The organism is Thiothrix nivea DSM 5205 (assembly GCF_000260135.1).
In the GTDB taxonomy this organism is placed as follows: domain Bacteria; phylum Pseudomonadota; class Gammaproteobacteria; order Thiotrichales; family Thiotrichaceae; genus Thiothrix; species Thiothrix nivea.
This window is the reverse complement of sequence record NZ_JH651384.1, coordinates 1755-3592: the sequence shown is the minus strand read 5'-3', so window position 1 is coordinate 3592 and position 1838 is coordinate 1755. Positions and strand designations below refer to the sequence as shown.

The 1838-nt window shown below is 43.1% G+C and carries 3 protein-coding genes; 2 read left to right on the top strand and 1 reads right to left on the bottom strand.

Annotated features, from left to right (window positions below):
• Positions 1–205, top strand: a 205-nt coding sequence (locus THINI_RS25885; RefSeq protein WP_211206949.1) for a hypothetical protein, incomplete at its 5' end; no start/stop codon positions are given.
• A gap of 403 nt (positions 206–608) precedes the next feature.
• Here the strand turns inward: THINI_RS25885 and THINI_RS23960 are convergent.
• Positions 609–1478 (bottom strand): pentapeptide repeat-containing protein, encoded by an 870-nt coding sequence (locus THINI_RS23960; RefSeq protein ID WP_002706630.1) that lies wholly within the window; start codon positions 1476–1478, stop codon positions 609–611.
• A gap of 25 nt (positions 1479–1503) precedes the next feature.
• Here THINI_RS23960 and THINI_RS00375 point away from each other — a divergent pair, with 25 nt between their 5' ends.
• Positions 1504–1737, top strand: coding sequence for a transposase (locus tag THINI_RS00375; RefSeq protein ID WP_002706628.1), 234 nt, complete (start codon positions 1504–1506; stop codon positions 1735–1737).
• The last annotated feature ends 101 nt before the right edge of the window (positions 1738–1838 follow it).

Here is a 1838-nt window from a genome sequence, read left to right as displayed (position 1 = left end):
TTTTGTTGCACTGGCACCATTTTGGGCAAATGAGCGTAACCACTTTTTGTATCAGCGAAGGACGAACGCTCTATTTTCAGGCTGTCAGGTTGGCACAATCTGTCACGCATCAGCGCACGATTTTTTTGGTTGGCACGAATGGGGTAAGGTACAAACTTTCCCGCGCATCAGCGCGGCCACCAAGCCCAATATTTTCAGGCTTTGAATCTGGCACGATGTTTCCCACGTAAGCGCCTGGCGAAATCATCTTTATTCGGTCTTTAAATCTTGTGAGGCGTATTGGTTTTTACCCCGCCCAACGTCCGAATTGACGGGCGCGGCGGGGAGTAGAAAGTAAGAATCGCGGGCTGTCACCGCGTCCGTCGTCGAATGATTTGTTATGCAATATTATCTTTATGTCTTAATCCCACCACCTATCATAGGGCTGATATGTAACAACACTTTGTAAAACATTAGAACTACAAAAGATGAAATTGTTAAAATATCCATTACCATAGGCAATACCTCCACTAACTTTGAAAAAATAAACGCTTTAACCCCGCATCAGTCCGTAGACCAGCATTTATTAGTTAGCACCAAGAACCCTATGGGTGGCAGAACCGGGGGATTCAAAAGTTATCATCATGGCGAAGTTTTTGCAATATTTTTTGGATATAGCTAAGCGTGTGAAATTCATTATTTATTGATTGCGGCAGCCTTGGCAATTTTTTTATTAAAAATTCTTCTCCAAATTCACTAACCAAGATATTCAGTGAGACTGTATCAAGAAGTCCTCGTTTTCTATGAAGCGTAGTTGATTTTCTAATAAATTGATTATCCCTAAGAGATTCTGTTATTTGTATTAACTCTGGAGAAAAATCATTTATATTAGGATAGCTGTTTAATATTTTGCTATTGTCAAAATCACATTTTTTTGACAAGTAGTCAATTCTTTGTGAACTTATGATTGTACAATTAATAAACTTTAAGCCTTTGATTTTAGGATTTTCAAAGTTGGTTGCGGATATTATGGAGTTTATGAATTTTGCATTATCAAGGTTGCATTTTCTGAATAAAGCACCTCGAATCAAACAATCTTCAAAAATTGAACCGTAAAAACTACAAAATTTAAATTTTGTCCCAATAAATGATGTGCTTTTAAAGGTGCTATTTGAGAAGTTCGATTGATAGCTACATGATTTATTGAAATTTTTAAAGATGAAGCTTTTATCTCTAACGTCATGTGTTTGGTAGCTAAAAGCATATCTGTTTCTATCGTTTACAGTCATGGTATCTCTATCAGGAATGACTTTATCTGTCTTGTGCATAACGCGTCGGAGTTGAGTGGCGCGTTTGTGGCTGCGAAGTGACTCCCGGGGGGAGTCGCTCGCGGGCGCAAATGCGTCCACTCGAACGGGTTGATAGCCAGAGCGCGGAGCGCGGCGGTTATCAAACTGATCCGGCCCAGCACCTCCGGACACAGCAAGAAGTGAGTACACTACGTACTTGACCTTGAGGTGAACGATGAAAACTGCAAAAACCGACAAAAAGCCCTATACCCGCCACAGCGCCAGCTACAAGGCTGAAGCCCTGAAACTGGCAGAGCGGCTTGGTGTACCTGAAGCAGCGCGGCAATTGGGCTTGCGCGAACCGCAACTGTACCAATGGCGCAGCCAGCAACAGCACCAACAGACGGTCAGCCAACGTGAACAGGAACTGTCAACCGAAACGCCCGCTTGCGCCGTGAACTGGCAGTAGCACAGGAAGAGGTGTCCATCCTAAAAAGCCAGCGCGTACTTTGCGAAACAGCTCAAGTGAAGTACGCCTTTATCCGGGAGCACCGCACCCAATTCAGGCTG

Coding starts and splice junctions, on each gene's coding strand:
- THINI_RS00375 (WP_002706628.1), top strand. CDS start 1,504: ATGAAAACTGCAAAAACCGACAAAAAGCCCTATACCCGCCACAGCGCC.